The sequence below is a fragment of the Trichloromonas sp. genome, assembly GCF_041583255.1.
Taxonomy (GTDB): Bacteria; Desulfobacterota; Desulfuromonadia; order Desulfuromonadales; family Trichloromonadaceae; genus Trichloromonas.
On sequence record NZ_JBFHGD010000064.1, the window covers coordinates 1 to 14,834 of the forward strand.

13 protein-coding genes are annotated in these 14,834 nt (G+C 56.9%); 3 read left to right on the forward strand and 10 right to left on the reverse strand.

Annotated features, from left to right (window positions below):
• The first annotated feature begins 47 nt into the window (after nt 1-47).
• Together ABYV89_RS07060 and ABYV89_RS07065 are read left to right on the forward strand one after the other, a co-directional pair.
• On the forward strand, nt 48-206 hold the full coding sequence (locus ABYV89_RS07060) for a hypothetical protein (RefSeq protein WP_432822242.1): 159 nt from the start codon (nt 48-50) through the stop codon (nt 204-206).
• Nucleotides 207-445: 239 nt separating this feature from the next.
• Nucleotides 446-646 (forward strand): hypothetical protein, encoded by a 201-nt coding sequence (locus tag ABYV89_RS07065; protein ID WP_432822243.1) that lies wholly within the window; start codon nt 446-448, stop codon nt 644-646.
• A 460-nt stretch (nt 647-1,106) separates the two neighbouring features.
• On the opposite strand, the gene recG is transcribed toward ABYV89_RS07065, so the two are convergent.
• The 10 genes from recG to lepA all read right to left on the reverse strand — a co-directional run bounded on the left by recG (nt 1,107) and on the right by lepA (nt 14,091).
• Nucleotides 1,107-3,260 (reverse strand): ATP-dependent DNA helicase RecG, encoded by a 2,154-nt coding sequence (recG, locus tag ABYV89_RS07070; protein WP_432822244.1) that lies wholly within the window; start codon nt 3,258-3,260, stop codon nt 1,107-1,109.
• A 12-nt stretch (nt 3,261-3,272) separates the two neighbouring features.
• Nucleotides 3,273-3,476 (reverse strand): DUF1858 domain-containing protein, encoded by a 204-nt coding sequence (locus ABYV89_RS07075; protein ID WP_432822245.1) that lies wholly within the window; start codon nt 3,474-3,476, stop codon nt 3,273-3,275.
• Nucleotides 3,477-3,490: 14 nt separating this feature from the next.
• Entirely contained in the window at nt 3,491-3,967 is a 477-nt protein-coding gene (gene greA / locus ABYV89_RS07080) for a transcription elongation factor GreA (protein ID WP_432822246.1), read from the reverse strand.
• Between the two features lie 87 nt (nt 3,968-4,054).
• Nucleotides 4,055-7,312, reverse strand: coding sequence for a carbamoyl-phosphate synthase large subunit (gene carB / locus ABYV89_RS07085; protein ID WP_432822247.1), 3,258 nt, complete (start codon nt 7,310-7,312; stop codon nt 4,055-4,057).
• A gap of 87 nt (nt 7,313-7,399) precedes the next feature.
• Nucleotides 7,400-8,530: a glutamine-hydrolyzing carbamoyl-phosphate synthase small subunit gene (gene carA, locus ABYV89_RS07090; protein WP_432822248.1), complete on the reverse strand. Its 1,131-nt coding sequence runs from the start codon at nt 8,528-8,530 to the stop codon at nt 7,400-7,402.
• A gap of 62 nt (nt 8,531-8,592) precedes the next feature.
• Complete coding sequence (locus tag ABYV89_RS07095) at nt 8,593-9,867, reverse strand: dihydroorotase (protein ID WP_432822249.1); 1,275 nt, start codon at nt 9,865-9,867, stop codon at nt 8,593-8,595.
• 34 nt (nt 9,868-9,901) lie between these two features.
• On the reverse strand, nt 9,902-10,834 hold the full coding sequence (locus ABYV89_RS07100; RefSeq protein ID WP_432822250.1) for an aspartate carbamoyltransferase catalytic subunit: 933 nt from the start codon (nt 10,832-10,834) through the stop codon (nt 9,902-9,904).
• A gap of 20 nt (nt 10,835-10,854) precedes the next feature.
• Entirely contained in the window at nt 10,855-11,388 is a 534-nt protein-coding gene (pyrR, locus tag ABYV89_RS07105; RefSeq protein WP_432822254.1) for a bifunctional pyr operon transcriptional regulator/uracil phosphoribosyltransferase PyrR, read from the reverse strand.
• Between the two features lie 226 nt (nt 11,389-11,614).
• Nucleotides 11,615-12,286, reverse strand: coding sequence for a signal peptidase I (gene lepB / locus ABYV89_RS07110; RefSeq protein WP_432822251.1), 672 nt, complete (start codon nt 12,284-12,286; stop codon nt 11,615-11,617).
• Nucleotides 12,286-14,091, reverse strand: a complete 1,806-nt coding sequence (gene lepA, locus ABYV89_RS07115) for a translation elongation factor 4 (protein ID WP_432822252.1) — start codon at nt 14,089-14,091, stop codon at nt 12,286-12,288. The genes lepB and lepA overlap by 1 nt, the downstream gene beginning before the upstream one ends.
• Nucleotides 14,092-14,326: 235 nt before the next feature.
• On the opposite strand from lepA, the gene ABYV89_RS07120 reads away from it, so the two are divergent.
• The coding region (locus ABYV89_RS07120; RefSeq protein WP_432822253.1) for an AMP-binding protein at nt 14,327-14,834 on the forward strand (508 nt) is incomplete at its 3' end.

The window sequence follows — 14,834 nt, forward strand, 5'->3', positions numbered from 1 at the left end:
CCCCGTAATAGTTCAGCTATCAAATACCCGGAAAGGAGGTGAAAAAGATGGATTTCTACTACTGTCATCATTGTGGACGTAAAATCAATGATAAATCGGACATTCGGTTTACTGCTGATAATTCCCCGTATGGTCAATCATGCTGCGCGGATGAAGAACACAAAGAGCAAGGTTTCTATTCAACAACCAAAAAACTGCAAAAATAACCACCGCAGAAGTTTCAAAGGGGGCCGCGCGTGCGGAGCGCATGGGGACCCCTCGGGACAAAAAGGCCCTTGCTCTGGCTCTGCCAGACAGGGGCTTTGTCCTGAGAGGGGAACAAGCGAACCCCCTTTGACGGAAAGACTTCCCGAACCCATCGAAAAAAAGGCTTGACCGACAACAGTTGGCGTGCTATTTGTGTCACACCACATGCACACAGGGTGAACATGAAAGGAATAAGCCGATGATTGCTAGTAACAAAACCCGAGTTGTCCTGTCCCTCGATGCGGATGTTTGGAAGGAATTTCAGGATAATCTGGCTAAAAAGGGCTACCCTCGCGGGACTGCTTCCTGGGTAATTCAGCAACACCTTGAACATCTCAATACTGAATTTGAAGTCCTCGGAGACTCACAACAGCTTGACCTGATGTTCCCGAAAAAGTAACTTATTCCTTAATTAATGCGTCAGGGGTTGCAGCCCCTGATTCATTAAAAAAAGACCCCCAGAGTTGCAGCTCCGAGGGTCCTTAAAAGTCGAAACCCAGAGTTGCAGCTCCGAGTTTCGATGGTGCCAATCCGCCCGCAACCTCTCACAGTTTCAGGGGATTTGTCTGTGATTCTATGTAATCCTTTACGTTCTGTCAACTTATCTAGTTGCCCCCTCCCCCCTTCATTAGTCTCACTTTATTCACTCGCCATTTACGATATATTATGTAAACAAAGAAACGTGTCTGGATATTTCCATCTTTGTACGGGGATAAGCTTGGAGCAACGAGCCGATTCGTCTGCAAAACTTGTCAGCCCCCCTGGGGATCGTTATCAGCAAAAAAGGACCCATACCGAGGCCTGCCCCCTGACGAACAAATCGATTACAGGGCAAATTTGGACGCCGTCTTTTTTCGGGGTCAACCGATGCTGGCCAACTCCAGCCGAGTGCCCCATCGCTCCATGAGAACCACCCGTAATTCTTCATATTTTTGGTTGGTCATGAAATCAGGTTCGGCAGCGAGCTGAAAAGCCTCTCTGCGGGCTTCCTCGAGAACTCGACCATCCTTGAGCAGATTGGCGACCCGAAAGTCCGGCAGCCCCGATTGCCGGGTGCCGAGAAACTCGCCCGGTCCGCGAATTTCGAGATCGGCTTCGGCGATGCGAAAGCCGTCGCTGGTTTCGCTCATCACCTGCAGCCGTTTCATGCCATCTTCGCTGCATCGCATTGAACGCACCAGGATGCAGGTGCTCTGTTCAGTGCCGCGACCAACCCGCCCACGCAGTTGGTGAAGTTGAGCCAGGCCGAAGCGCTCGGCATGCTCAACCATCATGACCGTGGCGTTCGGCACGTCGATCCCCACCTCAATGACGGTGGTCGATACCAGCACATCAATTGCACGGTTTTTAAATGAACCCATTACAGCCTCTTTTTCGTCGGGTTTCATCTGGCCGTGCAGCAAACCAACCGTGTTTGCAGGAAAAATCTTTTCTTGCAGATATTTGGCCCCCTCGCTGGCGGCCAGCAGGTCTGTTTTTTCCGATTCTTTCACCAGCGGATAGACGATGTAGGCCTGCCTCCCCTGCCCTATTTCCTTTTTAATGAATGAATAGGCGCGATCCCTTGAATGCTCGGTCATAACTCTGGTTTTGACCGGAGTCCGGCCCGGCGGCATTTCATCGATGACCGACAGTGACAGGTCGCCGTACAGGGTCAGCGACAGTGTTCGCGGGATGGGAGTGGCAGTCATGACCAGAATATGCGGGGAGACCCCCTTGCGTTTGAGAACACCGCGCTGGCGAACGCCGAAACGGTGCTGTTCGTCGATGATGCCAAGGCCCAAACGACTGAACTCGACCCCTTCCTGCAGCACGGCGTGGGTACCGACTACCAGGTCGATTTTACCGCAGCTGATGGCCTTGAGGGTTTCCTGCTTGTCCTTGCCGCTCTGGGAACCGGTCAGCAGCGCGGCCCGCAGACCAAGGGCTTCGAGCCAACGGTGAAACTGAAGATAGTGCTGCTCGGCCAGTATTTCCGTCGGGGCAACGACCGCCACCTGGGTCTGGTTTTCAATGGCGATCAGCGCCGCCATCAAGGCAACGATGGTCTTGCCGCTGCCGACATCCCCCTGCACCAGTCGGTTCATGGGATGGGGGGCCATCAGGTCCTGCTTGATCTCGCCCAGCACTCGGCGTTGGGCTGCGGTCAGGCGATACGGCAGTAGCGCGGCCAGGGGTTTGGTGTATCGGTGCTCCACGTTGAAGGGGATCCCCTCTTCAAGCACGATCCCCTGCCGCTTGAGCGCCAGCCCGAGTTCGAGGAAGAAAAATTCGTCAAAGACCAGGGTGTGGCGGGCCGGATCCTTTCCCTGTTCGAGTTTAACCAGAGAACAGTCTGATTCGGGCCAGTGAGCCTGGCGGAAGGCCTCCGACAGGGGAAGCAGCCGCTGCCGCTGAACGATGTCTGCCGGGATGGCGGTAGCGGCAACCGGCGCATACTGGTCGACCACATCCTTCATGATCTTGCGCAGGTTTTTTTGCGACAACCCCTCGGTGAGCGGATAGACCGGCAGGATCCGTCCGAAGCTGAGAGGGTCGCTACGCAACAGTTCAGCGGCATCCTGATCCTCCGCGACAAATTCGACGTCGGGATGGTGCACTTCGCGGATTGCTCCGAATCGTTTTACCTCGCCGATAAAAACAGCCCTGCGGCCTTGCACGAACTGTTTTTTCATCCAGTCGCGGCGATAATGAAACCATTTCAGTGACACCTGGCCGCTGCCGTCGGTCACCATGACTTCGAAAAGTTTCTTGCGGGAGCGGGAGGTTAAGGTCTCCCCGGCAAACGTGATCTCGCCGGCAAAGACTTCGCTGTTGCCCGGCGTAAGCTGGGCAATTTTTTTCAGTTGACGTCGGTCTTCGTAACGGAATGGCAGCGAGTAAAGGGCGTCCTCCACCGTATGGAGGCCGAGCTTGGAGAGTTTTTCGACGAGACGGAGGCCGACCCCCCGGAGGCTATCCAGGGGGGTCGACATCAGTTGGGTGATTCGCTGTCGGGAGGGAGTAAGGGACATCTCCCCTCCCCTTTACTTGTCAAAAATGGCGTTGAGCGCCTTGAGCAGTTCGTTGACGTCGAGGCCGTGGGCCATGGCGCCCTGCTCGAGGGTTTCGTTCATGGCCCCCATGCAGCCGACGCAGCCAAGACGGAACTGGCCGAGCACTTTGACAACTTCCGGGCTCATCTGCATAACCTGGTGGAACGTCATGTCTTTGGTGATTTTCTGACTCATAAGTGACTCCCTTGCTATTCGTATTTGATGTCGATGATTTCGTAGATACGCAGGCCCGAAGGGACCTTGATCCGCACTTCGTCATCGAGTTTGTGGCCGATGAGGGCTTTGCCGACCGGGGATGTTACCGAGATTTTGCCATGCTTCAGGTCGGCCTCGTCCTCACCGACGATCTGGTAGGTCACTTCGATGCCGGAATCGACATCGAAAATAGTTACCGTCGCACCGAAAACCACTTTGTCGGTATCGAGTTCCGCCGGGTTGATTACCTGGGCACGGGCAATTTTGTCGTTCAGTTCCTTGATCCGTCCTTCAATGAAACCCTGGCGATCCTTGGCGGCATCGTACTCGGCGTTTTCAGAGAGATCTCCATGGTCACGCGCTTCGGCGATGTCCTGGACCACCTTGGGACGGTCGACGCGGATCAGTTTCTTGAGTTCTTCCTGGAGGCGCTGGTAGCCTTCAAGGGTCATGGGTATGGATTGGGACATGTGCGATCCTTTTAATAAAATATTATCGGGCGGGTTAACCCCGCCCGACGTTTAAAAATAACGTTTTTTGCTTAAAAAGAAAACCTTTTATTTCGCCGGAAAATACTCTTGCAGCGGAGTGACATCAAGAGATTCGCGCCGCATGGCCAGCATGCCGTCGACGGCGGCGTTGATTCCGGCCACGGTGGTAAAGTAGGCGACGTTGTTCATCAGCGCTGTGCGGCGGATACCATAGGAATCCTCAACCGACTGAGCACCGAAGGTGGTATTGAATACCGCCTGTATTTCCCGGCTCTTAAGGGCGTCGACGCAGTGCGGCCGGCCTTCTTTAACCTTGTTGATATGACTGACGGCAACCCCCTTGGTTTCGAGGTAGCTGGCGGTGCCGTGGGTGGCGACAATTTTGAACCCGGCATCTACCAGTTTGCGGGCCGAATCGAGAATGTGCCGTTTATCCTCGTCCTTGATGCTGATGAAAACCGTTCCCGACAGCGGCAGCCGGACGTTGGCAGCCAATTGGGCCTTGGCGAAAGCCTTGCCGAAATCGTAGTCAATCCCCATGACCTCGCCGGTCGATTTCATTTCCGGTCCGAGCAGGGTATCGACACCCGGGAACTTGACGAAGGGAAAGACCGATTCCTTCACCGAGATGTGCTTCGGGATAATCTCATCCAGCACGCCAAGTTCTTTCAGGGTTTTGCCGGCCATGACCCGCGCGGCGATCTTGGCCAGCGGCCGGCCGGTCGCCTTGGAGACAAAGGGAACGGTTCGGCTGGCCCGGGGGTTGACTTCGATCAGGTAGACCGTGTCCCCCTTGACGGCATACTGGATGTTCATCAGGCCGACAACGTTCAGTTCGAGGGCCAGGGCTATGGTCTGCCGGCGAATTTCGTCGACGATGGCCGAGTTGAGAGAATACGGCGGCAGCGAACAGGCCGAGTCACCGGAGTGGATTCCGGCCTCTTCGATATGCTGCATGACGCCGCCGATGACCACGTCGGTGCCGTCGCAGAGTGCGTCTACGTCAACTTCGGTGGCCTCATCAAGGAACTTGTCAATCAGGATCGGGTGTTCCGGCGAAGCTTCGACGGCGAACTTCATGTAGTTGCGCAGCTGCTCGAGGTCGTAAACGATCTCCATGGCGCGTCCGCCGAGTACGTAGGAAGGACGAACCACCACCGGGTAGCCGATGCGCCCGGCGACCTTTTCGGCCTCTTCAAAAGAGCGGGCCAGACCATTTTCGGGTTGTTTGAGCCCGAGTTTGTGCAGCAGCACCTGGAAGCGCTCCCGGTCTTCGGCGCGGTCGATGGCGTCGGGCGAAGTGCCGATGATCGGCACCCCGGCTTTTTCCAGGGCAACGGCCAGCTTGAGCGGGGTCTGCCCGCCGAACTGGACGATGACGCCGGTCGGTTTTTCAATCTCGACGATTTCCAGCACGTCTTCCAGGGTCAGCGGTTCGAAGTAGAGCCGGTCCGAAGTGTCGTAATCGGTGGAGACAGTTTCCGGGTTACAGTTGACCATGATGGTCTCGAAGCCGTCTTCCTCGAGGGCAAACACGCCATGCACGCAGCAATAGTCGAATTCAATCCCCTGGCCGATGCGGTTGGGGCCACCGCCGAGGATCATGATTTTCTTGCGATCGCTTGGCTCGGCCTCGCACTCGGATTCATAGGTCGAGTAAAGGTAGGGTGTGAAGGCCTCGAACTCGGCACCGCAGGTGTCGACACGCTTGTAGACCGGACGAACGCCCAGCTGATGGCGCAGTTGGCGAATGTCCGCTTCGCTGGATTTCCAGAGGTAGGCAAGACGCTTGTCGGAAAAGCCGGACTGCTTGGCTTCCAGCAGCTGGCCAGCGAACTCGGACGATCTCTTTTGACTGGCCAGGTCCACGGCGCTGAGCCGGGTTTCCATCTCGATGATCTGCTGGATGTGGTACAGGAACCAGGGGTCGATCTTGGTCAGGTCATGAATCTTTTCGATGCTGAAGCCGGCTCGAAATGCGTCGCCGACGTACCAGATGCGCTCCCAGTTGGGAATCCGGAGCTTGCTGCGCAGCAGTTCGAGTTCGCTTTCCGACAGGGCCCGTCGGCCATTTTCTGGCGACACGAAAATCCGGCTCTCGAAACCGTGGGAGCCGATTTCCAGGGAACGCAGGGCCTTCTGAAAACTTTCCTTGAAGGTTCTGCCGATGGCCATGACCTCGCCGACCGATTTCATCTGGGTGGTCAGGGTGGCGTCCGCCTTGGGGAATTTCTCAAAGGTGAAACGCGGGATCTTGGTGACCACGTAGTCGATGGTCGGCTCGAAGGAGGCGTAGGTCTCCTGGGTGATGTCGTTGCGGATTTCGTCGAGCGAGTAGCCGACCGACAATTTGGCGGCGATCTTGGCGATGGGGAAACCGGTGGCCTTGGACGCCAGAGCCGAAGAGCGGGAGACGCGGGGATTCATCTCGATAACCACCAGCCGGCCGTCCTTTGGGTTGATGCCGAACTGGATGTTCGACCCGCCGGTTTCGACGCCGATTTCGCGGATGATGCGCAGCGAGGCATCCCGCAGAATCTGGTATTCCTTGTCGGTCAGGGTCTGTGCCGGCGCCACGGTAATCGAATCGCCGGTGTGCACGCCCATGGCGTCAAGGTTTTCGATGGAGCAGATGATGACCACGTTATCGGCCATATCGCGCATGACCTCGAGCTCGTACTCCTTCCAGCCGATGACCGATTCTTCAATCAGTATCTCATCGGTTGGCGAAGCGTCGATCCCCGCCATGGCCATGACCTCGTACTCCTCGCGGTTATAGGCAATACCGCCGCCGGTTCCGCCGAGGGTAAAAGAGGGCCGGATGATGGCCGGAAAGCCGACATATTCTATGACTTCCATCACTTCCTGGTAGTTGTGCGCCAGGCCTGAACGGGGAACGGCCACGCCGATCCGTTCCATGGCCTGCTTGAACAGGGTGCGGTCCTCGGCCATCTCGATAGCCGGCAGCTTGGCGCCGATCAGTTCGACGCCGAATTTCTCCAGGGTGCCGTTTTTGGCGACAGCCACCGCGGTGTTGAGGGCCGTCTGGCCGCCGAGAGTCGGCAGCAGGGCGTCGGGACGCTCCTTCTCGATGATCTTGGCCAGCACATCCGGGGTGACCGGCTCAACATAGGTGCGGTCGGCAAAGCCCGGGTCGGTCATGATGGTGGCCGGGTTGGAGTTGAGCAGGACGACCTCGTAGCCCTCTTCCTTGAGAGCCTTGCAGGCCTGGGTGCCGGAATAATCGAATTCGCAGGCTTGACCGATGACAATCGGGCCGGCGCCTACAATGAGGATCTTTTTTATGTCTGTACGTTTGGGCATCGTGAGTTCCGTTATTGGTGATTGGTGATAAGTGATTGGTTAAAAAAAGTCGAGTGCGTGTGATTATTTCTAATCACAAATCACCGATCACAAATCACGGTTTTTCTCTTTTTCCATCATCTCGATAAAGCGGTCGAACAGGTAGCGGGCATCGTGGGGCCCGGGCGACGCCTCGGGATGGTACTGGACGGAGAAGGCCGACAGCGTCTTGTGGCTGATCCCCTCGACCGTATTGTCGTTGAGGTTGACGTGGGTCTGCACCGCCTTGTCGGTGATTGACGAGGCATCGACGGCAAAACCGTGATTCTGCGAGGTGATTTCGACGTTGTGCCCGTCGCCGTGCAGAACCGGCTGGTTGCCGCCGCGGTGACCGAATTTGAGCTTGTAGGTCTTGCCCCCCAATGCCAGGCTGAGCAGCTGGTGGCCGAGACAGATACCGAAAATAGGTTTTTTGCCGAGGATCTTGCGGATATTCTCCTGGGCATAGCGGATCGGTTCCGGGTCGCCGGGGCCATTGCTGAGGAAAACTCCGTCCGGGTTCATCGCCAGCACCTCTTCGGCGGGAGTTTCAGCGGGAACCACGGTGACGTCGCAGCCGAGGGTGGTCAGGTTGCGCAGGATATTGCGTTTGATGCCGAAGTCGTAGGCGACCACTTTGTAGCGGGCCGGTTCAGTCGGTTTGAGGTAGCCGCTGCCGAGCTCCCACAGCCCTTCATCCCAGGAGTAGGGCTGCTGGCAGGTGACTTCTTTGACCAGGTCTCGACCGACGATCGACGGGGCCTTGCGGGCCTTTTCGACCAGGCTGTCCGGGTCGGTGTCAACCGAAGAGATGATCCCGGTCTGGGCTCCCTTGTCGCGGATGTGCCGGACCAGGGCCCGGGTGTCGATCCCCTGGATGCCGACAATGCCGTTTTCCTTGAGATAGGCGTCCAGGCTCATCTGCGAGCGGAAATTGCTGGGATAATCGTTGTACTCCTTGACCACGAAACCGGCCAGGTGCGGTTTGGACGATTCGACGTCTTCGGTGTTGATTCCGCAGTTGCCGATCATCGGATAGGTCATGGTGACGATTTCGCCGGCGTAGGACGGGTCGGTGAGTATCTCCTGATACCCGGTCATGCTGGTGTTGAAGACCACCTCTCCGGTGATTTCCCCGGTGGCGCCGAAGGATTTTCCATGGAAAACCCGACCATCGGCCAGGGCTAGGATTGCTTTCATTGTGCGTACTGCTCCTTGTTGAATACGTTTGAGTCCGTCTTTATGTAGCGATATCTGATTGATTACTGGCGCTGGTAAACCACCTTGCCGCCGACGATGGTGCAGACGGCAGCGCCCTTCATTTCCCATCCATCGAAGGGCGTGTTTTTACTTTTCGAGTTCAGCTTGGCGGCTTCGACGGTCCAGGTCAGCTCGGTGTCGATAATGGACACATCGGCAGCAGCCCCGGCAGCGAGGGTGCCGCGGGGAATGCCGAGGGCGCGGGCCGGCGCGCTGGTCAGCTTGGCCAGCATGTCGCCCAGTGACAGCACCCCTTCACTGACCAGTCGCAGGCAGAGCGGAAGAGCGGTTTCCAGGCCGACGATGCCGTTCATGGCAACATTGAACTCGACGTTTTTTTCGTCGATATGGTGTGGTGCGTGATCCGTGGCGATGGCATCGATGGTGCCGTCGGCCAGCCCCTGTCGGATCGCGGCGACATCTTCAGCGCTGCGCAAAGGCGGATTCATCTTGGCGTTGGTATCGTAGCCGCGCACCGCTTCGTCAGTCAGGCTGAAATGATGCGGGGTCGCCTCGCAGGTGACCTTGACGCCGCGCTTTTTTGCCGCCCGCACGATCTCGACCGAGCCACGGGTTGAAACATGCGCCACATGCAGGCGGCCGCCGGTAAATTCGGCCAGCATCACGTCGCGGGCGGTGGCAGCATCCTCGGCGACCCAGGGAATCCCCTTGAGACCAAGTTCGGTCGCCACGAAACCGTCGTTCATGACCCCCTCGCCGACCAGTGACAGGTCTTCGGCGTGAGAAATCAGCACCAGGCCGAAAGGGCGGGCATATTCGAGGGCACGGCGCATGATTTCGCCATTGCACACCGGCTTGCCGTCATCGGACAGGGCGACGCAGCCGGCGTCCTTGAGGTCTCCCATTTCACTGAGGCTTTCCCCTTTGAGCCCCTTGGTGATGCTGCCGATGGGGAAGACGTTGACCAGCCCCTCTTCTTTAGCCTTGTTGCGGATATACAGGGTCACGGCCTTGTTGTCGTTAACCGGGCTGGTGTTCGGCATGCAGGCCACCGAGGTAAAGCCGCCGGCCGCCGCGGAGCGGGTGCCGCTGACAATATCTTCTTTGTATTCGTAGCCGGGATCGCGCAGGTGCACATGGATATCGATCAGGCCGGGGGCCACCAGTTTGCCGGCAGCGTCAATCACTTCGGCACCGGTGGCATCGAGGTTTTTGCCGGTCTTGGCAATTTTACCATCTTTGATCAGCAGGTCGAGGGTATCGTCAACGCCGTTGGCCGGATCGATTACGCGGCCGCCTTTGATAAGAATGCTCATCTGTCACCTCTCTATCGGGTAAATCGTATAAAGATCAGACTTCGGCCTGTTCGCCGCCGGCCACCAGGTACAAAAGCGCCATGCGCACCGCCACGCCGTTTTCGACCTGGTCAAGGATGACATTCTGCGCGCCGTCGGCCACATACGAAGATATCTCCACGCCCCGGTTCATCGGTCCCGGGTGCATGACGATGGCGTCTTTTTTGGCGAGTGCCAGCCGGGTCGGGTTGAGACCGTAGAAACGCGCGTATTCGCGCAGGGTCGGCAGCAGGGTCTTGCCCTGTCGTTCGAGCTGGATGCGCAGCATCATGACCACGTCCGCGTCGGCAATGGCCTCATCCATATCGTTGAAGACCTCGGCGCCGAGTTTTTCGATGCCCGGGGGAACCATGGTGCCGGGTCCGCAGAGGCGAACCTTCATCCCCATCTTGGTCATGGCGTACAGGTCGGAGCGGGCGACCCGGCTGTGGCTGATGTCACCGACAATCGCCACGGTGAGCCCTTCGAGTTTTCCTTTGTGCTGGCGGATGGTCAGCAGGTCGAGGAGCGCCTGGCTGGGATGTTCGTGAGCGCCGTCGCCGGCATTGATCACCGAGCAGTCGATACGTTCGGCCAGGTAGTGCGGCGCGCCGGACGCCGAGTGGCGCATGACGATGATGTCAGGCTTCATCGCCTCGATATTCTTGGCGGTATCCTCGAGGGTTTCGCCCTTGGTTACCGAGGAAGCCGAAGCGGTCATGTTGATGGTGTCGGCCGAGAGCCGTTTGCCGGCGATTTCGAAAGAAGTCCGGGTTCTGGTGCTGGCCTCGTAAAACAGGTTGACAATGGTCTTGCCCCGCAGGGTGGGAACTTTCTTGATCTCGCGGTTGTTGATCTCCTTGAAGCTGTCAGCGGTGTCGAGAATCAGTTCGATGTCTTCTTTGGAGAGCTGTTCCGTGCCAAGGATGTGCTTATGGCGGAAAGACATGGTAAACCTCCCTGGGGAATTTATGGTTTAACGAGGCGAACCTCAACGGGGCAGTAATTGTCGGCAAACTCAACCTGAATCGACTCATCGTGGGAGGTCGGCACATTGCGCCCGACATAATCGGCACGGATCGGCAGTTCGCGGTGACCTCGATCGACCAGGGTGGCCAACTGGATGTTCCTCGGCCGTCCGATGTCCATGAGGGCGTCCATGGCGGCACGGATGGTGCGCCCGGTAAAAAGGACATCATCGACCAGGATGACCTTCTGTTCATCCAGGGGGAACGGGATGTCGGTTTTTCCGATCGGCAGGCTGCCGCGGGAGCCCAGGTCGTCGCGGTACATGGTGATGTCGACGGCGCCAAGGGGAATTTCGACCCCTTCGATATCCGCAATGCGTCCCTGAAGTATCCGGGCGAGATGGTCTCCGCCAGTACGGATGCCGACCAAAACCAGGTTCGAGGTCCCCTTGTTGCGCTCCAGGATTTCGTGTGCAATCCTGGTCAACGCGCGGCTGATGCCGGCGGAGTCCAGAATGACCGTCTCGTTTTTCACCATGCCCGAGTCTCCTTCCCGTCGAATATCATGCATAAAAAAAATACCTTCACGCCGGCGGGCGAAAAGGTACCTGTACTTGGATAGGCTCCAACTATGGATCTTTTATTAATCGCCACCTTTGCTAACCTCTCTGGATTAACTTAAAAGGGACATGCTCAAATTTTCGCGACTATAGCAATAACGGCAAAGCCAAGTCAACCGAAAACAAGGGAGAAATCAACTTCTAATTGATCGGCCGGCCGATGCGGTTCCAACGGATTTTTTCAAGCCAGCCGCCCAGGGAATTCCACGACCAGTACTTGATGAAAGCCAAGCCCTTGATCTTGTCATCAGCGACGAAGCCCCAGAAACGGCTGTCATAGGAACGGTCGCGGTTGTCGCCCATGACGAAATAGCTGCCATCGGGAACCGTCACCGGTTCCATGAAATCCCGGGGACCGAAACCGGCGGCAACCACGGTCGGCTCCTTGTGAATCTCCTGGGGGATCTGGTGCAGTACGCCATTGACGAACACCTGCTTGTTGCGTACCTCAATGGTGTCACCGGGAACGCCGACCACCCGCTTGATAAAGTCCCGCCGCTGGAAGAAGCTTTTGCCCTCATCCTCGGGGAACTCGAAAACGATCACATCGCCGCGCTGGGGGTGGCGGATGGTCAGGTAACGGCCATCAACAAGGGGGATCTGCACGCCGTAGATGAACTTGTTCACCAGCAGGTGGTCGCCGATCAGCAGGGTGTCTTCCATCGATCCGGAAGGGATCTTGAATGCCTGGACGACGAAAGTTCGGATGATCAGGGCGAGGATGGCCGCGACGAAAAGCGCCTCGGCATATTCCCGGTACCAGGGCTTTTTCACGACGGCTGCAGCGGTAGTGGTTTTTGCCGATTGGGCCATTATTTCTGCTCTTTCACCTTGAGGATGGCGAGAAACGCTTCCTGGGGAAGCTCGACGTTGCCGACCTGCTTCATCCGTTTCTTGCCTTCTTTCTGCTTTTCCAGCAGCTTGCGCTTACGGGTGATGTCGCCGCCGTAGCATTTGGCGGTTACGTCCTTGCGCAGCGCCTTGACTGTCTCACGGGCGATAACCTTGTTGCCGATGGCGGCCTGGATGGCCACCTCGAACTGCTGACGCGGGATGAATTCTTTCATTTTCGAAACCAGGTCGCGGCCGCGATAGACGGCCTTGTCGCGATGGACGATGAGCGACAGGGCATCGACCAGGTCTCCGTTGATCAGCACATTGAGGCGAACCAGGTGGCTTTCGCGATAGTCGAGGTGTTCGTAGTCGAAGGAGGCATAGCCGCGGGTGATCGACTTGAGCCGGTCGTAGAAATCAAGAACAATTTCATTGAGCGGCAACTCGTAAACAACCATCACCCGGTTGGCGGTCAGGTACTTGATTTCCCGCTGTACGCCCCGCTTTTCTTCGCACAAAGCAAGGACGGTGCCGACAAATTCGTTGGGCACGTGGATCGAGGCGAGGATGAACGGCTCGTCAATGCGCTCGATATGCTGGATTTCTGGAAGCTTGTTGGCGCTTTCGACTCGCAGCAGTTCACCCTTGACGGTAGTGACCTTGTAGACAACGGTCGGCGCTGTCGTGATCAGTTCAACACCGAATTCACGCTCCAGTCGCTCCTGGATGATCTCCATGTGCAGCAGGCCGAGAAATCCACAGCGAAAGCCGAATCCCAGGGCCAGGGAGTTTTCCGGCTCAAAGGAAAAGGAACTGTCGTTGAGGCGCAGCTTTTCAAGGGCATCACGCAGGGAATCGTATTCCCCGGTGTCTATGGGGTAAAGGCCGGAAAAAACCATCGGTTTGACTTCTTTGAAGCCAGGCAGCGGCGTCTCGGCCGGACGATGCAGGTGGGTGATGGTGTCGCCGACCTTGGCATCATGCACCACCTTGATCCCGGCAATGACGAAGCCGACCTCCCCGGCGGTCAGGTTGCCCATCTCTACCGGATGCGGAGAAAAAACCCCAACCTTAAGAACTTCATAGCTTTTCTTGTTGGCCATGAGTTGAATCTTGTCGCCCTTCTTCAGGCTTCCGTCGAAAATGCGCACCAGAATGATAACGCCCTGGTACGAGTCGTACCAGGAGTCGAAAATCAGCGCCTTCAGCGGAGCATCCTGGTCGCCGGTGGGCGCCGGCACTTTGCTGACGATCGATTCCAGGATATCGTGAATGCCGATCCCTTCCTTGGCACTGGCAGAAACGGCGTCCGAGGTGTCGAGGCCAATGATCTCCTCGATTTCGGCTTTGACCGCCGCCGGATCGGCGCTGGGCAGATCGATCTTGTTCAGCACCGGAAAGACTTCAAGGTTCTGATCGATTGCCAGATAGACGTTGGCAAGAGTCTGGGCCTCAACCCCCTGGGTGGCATCGACCACCAGCAGCGCCCCTTCGCAGGCGGTCAGCGAGCGACTGACTTCGTAGGTGAAATCGACGTGCCCGGGCGTGTCGATCAGGTTGAGGATGTAGTCATTACCGTCATCACCCTTATACTTCAACCTGACCGCCTGGGCCTTGATGGTAATCCCGCGTTCCCGTTCCAGCTCCATCTTGTCAAGGAACTGGTCGGTTTTCTCGCGGGCGGTCAGGGTTCCGGTTTCTTCGAGAAGCCGGTCGGCCAGGGTCGATTTGCCGTGGTCGATATGGGCTATGATGGAAAAGTTGCGAATAAGCTTTTTGTCCATATTCTTCTTTTCTTAATGACTTAAGTTAGATAAAACGCAATCTCGTACCTTAATAAAATCACCGCGGTTTGTAAAGCAGAATCAGGGGGCTGTATCGCCGGGCAAACGCATTCTCGTTGTTCGAGAAATGAACGGCTGCCTCTCTTTGCCACCCCCCTGTGGCCGCTTTTATCCTTGATTTATCCCAGCCCACAGGCCTAGATTGATAGGTAAAATAGTTAAGCAAGGAGTCACCGTGAAAACAATCGATGCTCTTCTCAGCGCCAGCTGCCAGGCGCATAAGGAAAAAATCGCCTTTCGGGAAAAAATCCACGGCAACTGGGTCCAGACCAACTACGCTTCCCTGTGGCAACAATCCAGCCGAATAGCCGCCGGACTGCAGCAGCAGGACTTCAAGGCCGGCGACCATGCCGCCCTGCTCGCGCCCTCCTCTCCCCGCTGGGTTATGGCCTATTTAGGCATCCTGTTGGCTGGTGGTGTCGTTGTGCCCGTCGACAAGGACCTTAAAGCCGGCGAGCTCAAGCACCTACTCGGCGATTGCGAAGCCAGCCTGGTCTTCACGACCCCTGGCTATCTCGATGTTTTGCTAGAGATCAAGAGCGACCTGCCCAAGCTTGAACGGATTGTCCTGATTGAGCAGCGGCAGAACGAATTCAGCAATAATCGTGAAAGTGCCGTCGCCATTGGCGAACTGGTCAGTGAATGGCATCGTTTGCGTAAGGAGTTTAAGCTTCCCGAAGAAA

Bases quoted from the DNA above. Each gene is read 5' to 3' on its own strand.
- greA (WP_432822246.1), bottom strand. From the start codon at position 3,967: ATGTCCCAATCCATACCCATGACCCTTGAAGGCTACCAGCGCCTCCAG.
- ABYV89_RS07095 (WP_432822249.1), bottom strand. From the start codon at position 9,867: ATGAGCATTCTTATCAAAGGCGGCCGCGTAATCGATCCGGCCAACGGC.
- lepA (WP_432822252.1), bottom strand. From the start codon at position 14,091: ATGGACAAAAAGCTTATTCGCAACTTTTCCATCATAGCCCATATCGAC.
- recG (WP_432822244.1), bottom strand. From the start codon at position 3,260: ATGTCCCTTACTCCCTCCCGACAGCGAATCACCCAACTGATGTCGACC.
- lepB (WP_432822251.1), bottom strand. From the start codon at position 12,286: ATGGCCCAATCGGCAAAAACCACTACCGCTGCAGCCGTCGTGAAAAAG.
- ABYV89_RS07060 (WP_432822242.1), top strand. From the start codon at position 48: ATGGATTTCTACTACTGTCATCATTGTGGACGTAAAATCAATGATAAA.
- carB (WP_432822247.1), bottom strand. From the start codon at position 7,312: ATGCCCAAACGTACAGACATAAAAAAGATCCTCATTGTAGGCGCCGGC.
- ABYV89_RS07075 (WP_432822245.1), bottom strand. From the start codon at position 3,476: ATGAGTCAGAAAATCACCAAAGACATGACGTTCCACCAGGTTATGCAG.
- ABYV89_RS07065 (WP_432822243.1), top strand. From the start codon at position 446: ATGATTGCTAGTAACAAAACCCGAGTTGTCCTGTCCCTCGATGCGGAT.
- ABYV89_RS07100 (WP_432822250.1), bottom strand. From the start codon at position 10,834: ATGTCTTTCCGCCATAAGCACATCCTTGGCACGGAACAGCTCTCCAAA.
- carA (WP_432822248.1), bottom strand. From the start codon at position 8,530: ATGAAAGCAATCCTAGCCCTGGCCGATGGTCGGGTTTTCCATGGAAAA.